At 63.6% G+C, this 6,607-nt stretch carries 6 protein-coding genes; 4 read left to right on the top strand and 2 right to left on the bottom strand.

Annotation, left to right across the window (positions count from 1 at the left end; translation table 11 throughout):
* The first annotated feature begins 522 nt into the window (after window positions 1-522).
* The 3 genes from EN993_RS28965 (at window position 523) to EN993_RS28975 (ending at window position 2,939) form a co-directional block, all read left to right on the top strand.
* Window positions 523-1,689, top strand: coding sequence for an ATP-grasp domain-containing protein (locus tag EN993_RS28965; RefSeq protein ID WP_127265487.1), 1,167 nt, complete (start codon window positions 523-525; stop codon window positions 1,687-1,689).
* Between the two features lie 4 nt (window positions 1,690-1,693).
* Window positions 1,694-2,470 carry an esterase family protein gene (locus EN993_RS28970; RefSeq protein WP_127265488.1) on the top strand — a complete coding sequence of 259 codons (777 nt, stop codon included), beginning with the start codon at window positions 1,694-1,696 and terminating at the stop codon, window positions 2,468-2,470.
* Between the two features lie 154 nt (window positions 2,471-2,624).
* Window positions 2,625-2,939, top strand: coding sequence for a nuclear transport factor 2 family protein (locus tag EN993_RS28975; protein ID WP_127265489.1), 315 nt, complete (start codon window positions 2,625-2,627; stop codon window positions 2,937-2,939).
* Here the strand turns inward: EN993_RS28975 and EN993_RS28980 are convergent, their stop codons facing one another.
* Window positions 2,940-4,466, bottom strand: coding sequence for an MFS transporter (locus EN993_RS28980; RefSeq protein WP_127265490.1), 1,527 nt, complete (start codon window positions 4,464-4,466; stop codon window positions 2,940-2,942).
* 145 nt (window positions 4,467-4,611) lie between these two features.
* Here EN993_RS28980 and EN993_RS28985 point away from each other — a divergent pair, with 145 nt between their 5' ends.
* On the top strand, window positions 4,612-5,505 hold the full coding sequence (locus tag EN993_RS28985) for a LysR family transcriptional regulator (protein ID WP_127265491.1): 894 nt from the start codon (window positions 4,612-4,614) through the stop codon (window positions 5,503-5,505).
* A gap of 87 nt (window positions 5,506-5,592) precedes the next feature.
* Here EN993_RS28985 and EN993_RS28990 read toward each other — a convergent pair whose 3' ends face one another.
* The gene (locus tag EN993_RS28990) at window positions 5,593-6,600 is read right to left on the bottom strand and encodes an AbrB family transcriptional regulator (RefSeq protein WP_164757874.1); all 1,008 of its coding nucleotides are present in this window, start codon (window positions 6,598-6,600) and stop codon (window positions 5,593-5,595) included.
* Window positions 6,601-6,607: the final 7 nt, after the last annotated feature.

Genomic DNA, 6,607 nt, shown 5'->3' on the forward strand with positions numbered 1-6,607 from the left:
GGATAGGGCTGATATTTGCGGGCCGCGTCGGGCATGCCCCGGGCTGCATCCTTGCCGGCTACCGCGGCATCGGAGCGGGTCTCTTCTCGTGCGTTCATCGTCGTTTCTCCCGGCGGCTCATGGGTCCACCTTCAGGTGGATTGATGGCGAGCGGCGCCTTTACCAGAATTTCGTTCGCGTGATGTGACTTGGCAAGGAGCATGCGCTTGCGCGGCGGTTCGACCGCCGGGCGCTCCTTCAGCGAACCCGGCGATCGCCGATAAGGCCGAGAAGAAGCAGGGTCGAAGCCAGCGCGCGCACGGTCTCGCCGGAAAAACCGGTCGGACGGGAAGCGTTGGTGGCGCGCGTGTTCATGGCGGTTCTCATACAGGAGCGGCTTGTGAGAGGCAAGTGAGGCCACAGGGCGGGCCGTGATCCGTCGGATATTATCCGAACGTGGGTGCTCTTCCCCAGGCGCTGCAAATGCGCCAGACTTGGGCATCGACGGGGTTGCGATGTCCCGTCGCCGGGAGGGAGTCGTCCATGAATTTCGTGTTCTTCTCGCCGCATTTTCCCGCCAATGGCGCGGATTTCTGCGATCGTTTGAAGAAGGCCGGGGCCAGGGTGCTGGGTATCGGCGACGCACCCTATGAGGCGCTCGACGCCAAGCTGAAAGCAGCCCTTTCGGAATATTATCGCGTCGCCGACATGGAGGACTACGATCCGGTGTTCCGGGCGATGGGGCATTTCATCCACAAATGGGGCCGCATCGACCGCTTTGAATCGCTCAACGAGCACTGGCTGGAGCTGGAAGCCAACATCCGCACCGACTTCAACATCTACGGCACCAAGCTCGATTTCGTGAAGAATCTGAAGCGCAAGAGCCGCATGCGCGCCTTCTTCCGCAAGAGCGGCGTCGACACCATCGCACAGCGCAAATGCTCCGACCGCGCCGGGGCCATGACCTTCATCCGCCGCGTCGGCTATCCCGTCGTGGTCAAGCCCGACAGCGGTTCGGGCGCCTCGAATACTTTCAAGATCTCCAACGCCACAGAGCTGGACCAGTTCTTCCGGGACAAGCCCGAGGACGTGACCTTCGTCATGGAGCAGTTCATCGAGGGGCTGGTGGTGACCTTTGATGGGCTGGTCAACCGCGACGGCGAGGTGGTGCTGGCGGCCAGCCACCGCTACGACCAGAGCGTCATGGAGGTGGTCAACAAGGACCGCCACATGAGCTACACCTGCTTTCCCAGGATCAGCCCGGCGGTCGAGGAGGCCGGCCGCAAGATCCTGAAAGCGTTCGACGTGCGCGAGCGCTTCTTCCACATCGAATTGTTCGAGACCAAGGACGACCGCGTCATCGCGCTGGAAGTCAACATGCGCCCGCCAGGCGCCTGGATGACCGATGCCATTAACTACACGTTCGACATCGACGTCTACGCGGCATGGGCCGACATGGTGGTCAGGGATGCCGCCGGCGGCCCCTACGAGGGCAAATATTTCACCGCCTATGCCAGCCGCAAGCGGCGCCTCCACTATTTGCACAGCCATGAGGACGTGCTAGCGGCGCACCGCGACAAGATCGTCCACCATCAGGCCATCGAAGAGGTTTTCAGCCGCGCCATGGGAAATTACGCCTACCAGATGCGCTCGAAGGACGAAGCAGCGCTGCGCGAGGCGGTCGCCTATATCCACGCGGAAAAGGCGTGAGGCGATGGACATTTCCTATCACAAGAGTTTCTCGGGCAAGCTCGGCCGCGACATGGAATACAAGCGCTACGGCCATGCCGGCCGGCCGGTGGTGGTGTTCCCGACCTCGCAGGGGCGGTTCTACCAGTTCGAAGATTCCGGCGGGGTGGGCGCACTCGCCGAATTCATCGACACCGGCCGCATCCAGTTGTTCACGGTCGACGGCGTCGATTCGGAATCCTTCTTCGACAAGCATGCCGACGCCGCCCATCGCATCGCCCGTCACGAGGCCTATTTCCGCTATGTGCGCGAGGAGGCGCTGCCGGAGTTCCTGTCCACGGCAGCAGCAGCCAATGGCGGGCGCCAGCTAAAGCCGTTGTTCTCGGGCTGCTCGATGGGCGGCTACCACTCGTCGAATTTCGTCTTCCGCTTTCCCGAACTCGCCTGCGGCGTCATCGCGCTATCGGGCGTCTATTCGGCCCGCGACTTTTTCGGCAAGGCGCTTGAAGGCGACATTTTCTACAACTCGCCGCTCGACTATCTGCCCGGCATCGTGGACCCCAAACTGCTGGCCCGGCTGAAGGCGCTCAGGCTGATCTTCTGCTGCGGGCAGGGCGCCTGGGAGGAGCGGATGCTGGTCGAGACGCGAAAACTGGAACAGATCCTGCGTGACAAGTCCATTCCCGCCTGGGTCGATTATTGGGGCGGCGACGTCAGCCACGACTGGCCGTGGTGGCACAAGCAACTGGTCTATTTCTTCGGCCGCTGGCTGGATGAGGATCTGATGCTCAGGCTAGACTGAGGTGCATTGATATTCAGGTGAGGCTGGCCTGCAAATGGCTGATACCTGCGCTTCCGGTGCTCACGTACTCAAGTACGCTCCGCTCCGGTTCTCGGTATCAACCATTTTCGACTCAGCCTGACCTGAATCTCAACGCACCTTGGGGCACAGAGGAATGACCACACCCAACCCGATCCGCCATTTTGTCGAGGCCACCAACGCCGGCGACACGCAAGCCTTTCTCGACACGTTTACCGCCGACGCATCCCTGACCGACTGGGGACGGTCCTTCCACGGCCGCGAGCAGATCGCGCGCTGGAACCAGTCGGACAATATCGGCGTGAAATCCCAGCTTCGCATCGTCCGCATCACGTCTGCGGAAGGCAGCTACCGCGTCCGTATCGCCGTCACAGGCAACGGCTTCAACGGGGAGGGCGACATGAGCTTCACGCTGGACGGCGATCGCATAGCGAGTCTCGTCATCGCCTGACTATCCTTCCTGGCATGCCGGCAGAGCATTGGCCTCATGTTCCGAAGCCGCTCCGCGACGCAGGCCAAGGAAGACGACGATGGCGGTCATGACGGTGATTGCCGCCAACACGATCAGCAGCCTGTCGAACGCCGTCTCGTAGGCCTGGACAAGAACAGCGGCTCCGGCTTGCGGCAAATGTTGCGCCGTTGCACCGAGATTGCCGGTCACCAGCAACTGCGCTGCAGCCGTTGAAGATGTCATTCCCTGTGCGGCAAGCTGCGTGGCGGTGAAGCCCGACAGGGTCGCCATGACGATCGCGAGCGCCACGCCCTCGCACGCGACGCGGGTGGTGTTGAAGATGCCGACCGCCATGCCGGCGCGCTCCCTCGGCACGACGCTGACGGCAAGCCCGTCCATCAATCCCCAGGGCAGGGCGATGCCGACGCCGATCAGCATCAGCGGCGCCACCAGCGCACTGTCGACCGGCGGTGTCAGGCTTAGCCAGACAAGCCCGGCGGCGGTGATGAGAAGGCCGACGCCGCAGATCGTGGCCGGCGCGATCCAGCGCGCCAACTGGCCGGCGAGCATCGGCAGGATCAGCAGTGGGACCGAGAGGCAGATCATCAATTGCCCAGCCTTGATCTCGTTCATGCCCTCGATGCCAATGAAACGGATCGGCAACAGCACGAGCAGGACGACGAAGCCATAGGCGGGTGCCGCCGCCAGGAACTGGACGCCGACGAAGCGGGGATATGCAAACAGCGTGAGATCGAGCATCGGCCTCCGTGCGCGCCGCTCAACGACGACGAAAGCAACAAAGAAGAGGGCGGCCGTGCCGAGAAGCGTAACGACAAGGGGATTGGCCCAACCGCTCTGCGGCGCCTGGAGCACGCCATAGGTCAGCGACGCGAGCGCGATCGTGAAGGTGCCGGCTCCCGCCCAGTCGACGCCCGTCGCATCCGGATCGCGCGAGTCCTTGATGGTGCGCTGGCCGAGGGTTGCCGAGGCAACCGCGAGTGCCGCGACAAGCAGAAAGATCGACCGCCAGCCGAATGCAGAGATGAGCAGGCCGGAGGCGATCGGGCCGAAGGCGAGGCCGATGCCGAAACTGGTGCCGAGGAAGCTGAAGGCACGCAGCCGCAACGGCCCTTCGAATTCCTGGGCGAGCGCCGACGCACCACCGGCAAAGGCGGCGGCGCTGCCGATCCCTTGCACGGCCCTAAGGATGTCGAACCAGACGATGTCAGGCGCGAGCATCGCGCCGAGTGAGGCGAGGACATAGAGGCAGAGGCCGGCGAGGAAGATGCGCTTGCGGCCGTGGTTGTCGGCCAATGCGCCTGATGCCATCAGGGTCGCGCCGAAGGTCAGCATGAAGGCATTGGTCACCCAGTTGAGTTCGACCGGGCTGCCGCCAAGATCGGCCGCGATGCGGGAGAGTGCGACGGCCGGGCCGGTGAAGGTCAAGGGCATTGTCATCGCGGCAAGGCATACCGACAAGAGCACGAGCCATCTCTCGGCAGAGCCGGTTGTGGACTTCAAGGTCATGGATTTTCCTATCTGAAGCAGCATTGCGGTAGGCCGCGCGGTTGCGGAGCCGGTCGCAATGACAAGATAGGTCGGCAGCATTTCAGGAAAAATGGTACTATATCTCCTGATATGCCGGACTGAAACGCTCGAATGGAAAGATGCGATGGATCGCCTCAGCGGCCTCATAGCCTTTGCCCGTACCGCCGAACTCGGCAGTTTCATCGCTGCCGGCCGGGCGCTCGGCATCTCGGCTTCCGCCGTAGGCAAGAGCGTCGCAAGGCTCGAACAGGAGCTTGGTGTGCGGCTCCTGCAGCGCAGCACGCGGCGCATCGGCCTGACGGAAGAGGGCAGACTGTTCAACGAGCGGGTGCGGCGCATCCTCGACGACATCGACGATGCCGAGGCGATGCTGTCGCGGACACGGGAGACCCCGCATGGCCGGCTGCGCGTTTCGACCCCGATCGTCACCTATCATTTGCTGCTGCCGGTGCTGTCGGAGTTCATGGCCCGCTATCCCGAGATCGAGCTCGACATCGATTTCAACGATCGCATCGTCGACGTCATCGACGAGGGCATCGATGTCGCGATCCGAAGCGGCGAGCTGCCCGATTCACGCCTGGTGTCGAGACCCGTTGCGCCCTTTCGCATGCTGCTGTGCGCGGCGCCCTCCTACCTCGACCGCCATGGCACCCCCGGCGTGCCGGCGGATCTCATCAGGCATTTCGGCATAAACTTCCGCTTCCTCAACAGCGGCAGGCTGCTGGAGTGGCCATTCACTACCGGAAGTGCTGAACCGCAGATCCGCTCGATGCTGACCTGCAACAATATGGAAGCCTTGAAAGGCGCCACACTCGCCGGCCTCGGCATCGCCTGCATGCCGGATTTCCTGGTGCGCGAGGCGCTGCACGAAGACAGGCTGCGCACCGTCCTCGACGATCATGTCGACGGCCGTGGCCAGTTCCGGATGCTTTGGCCCTCCAATCGCCATTTGTCGCCGAAGGTGCGCGTGTTCGTCGATTTCCTTCCCGAGCGCCTTGCCGTGGGGGCAAGAACTTAGGCCCTACTGGCGCCGGGAAGCGCGGGGCAAGGATGAAGGCAGTGAGGAACAATCCACCACGTGTGACGGCTCTAGCGGCGGCCTTGCCTATTGCCTGACGCTTCTCGCCACCAGGCGCGCCACGCTCGGGCCGACCAGCAGCACAATCAGGAAGCGTGCCGACTGCAGCGCCATGACGAAGGAGATGTCGACGTTCTGCGCGGCGGCGGCGATGATGGCGATGCTGTCCATGCCGCCGGGGCTGGTCGCCAGATAGGCGGTCAGCGGATCGATGCCCAGGAGATGGCTGATCATGAAGGCAAGGCCACCGCAAAAAGCGATCAGCGCCACGATCGAGGCGACGATCTGCGGCAGTGCGCGTGCCGCATGGCGCAAGATCGCCCTGGTGAAGTTCAATCCAATCGACCAGCCGACCATCGCGTAGCTGACGGCCAGCAGCCATGGCGGCAATTGCATCTCCACGCCAAAGCCGAGATGGACGACGGCGCCGAAGATGAAGGTGCCAAGGAAGAAGGGCGAGGGCAGCCTCAGCAGCTTCCCCAGCAGGCCGCCGACAAGCGCGATGCCGATGGTGGCGGCGAAGGCTTGGGCATCGATCGGCGGAAACCAGATGATGGCGGGGATTTTGACGCCCGATGTGTCGACCCACATCTTGGCAACCAGTGCCGCAGTCATCGAGACGAAGATGACGCGCAGATATTGCATGAAGGCGACAAGACGCTGGTCGGCGCCGAAGGCTCCCGCCATCAGCACCATGGCGGTGGCCGCGCCCGGCGAGGAGCCCCAGACGGCGGTGGTGCCGGGCAGGATGCGCCAGCGGCTGATCAGCCAGCCGAGCAGGCTGGAGGCCGTGACGGTCGCCACCACGACGCCGAGAAACAGCGGCCATTCCTGGGTGAAGACCGGAAAGATGTCGGCCGAGATCGACGCCGCGACGAGGCAGCCGACGATCGCCTGGGCGGCGCCGAACAGAAGGCGCGGCACGCGCACCGTGGCGCCATTGGTGCCGGCGACGATGGCAGCCAGCATCGGCCCGATCAGCAGCGCCGCCGGCAGGGCGGCGAATTCGAGCGCACCGGCAAACAGGACGGAGATAGTGAGC

Origin of the sequence: Mesorhizobium sp. M7D.F.Ca.US.004.01.2.1, from assembly GCF_003997785.1 — a bacterium.
GTDB classification, from domain to species: Bacteria; Pseudomonadota; Alphaproteobacteria; order Rhizobiales; family Rhizobiaceae; genus Mesorhizobium; species Mesorhizobium loti.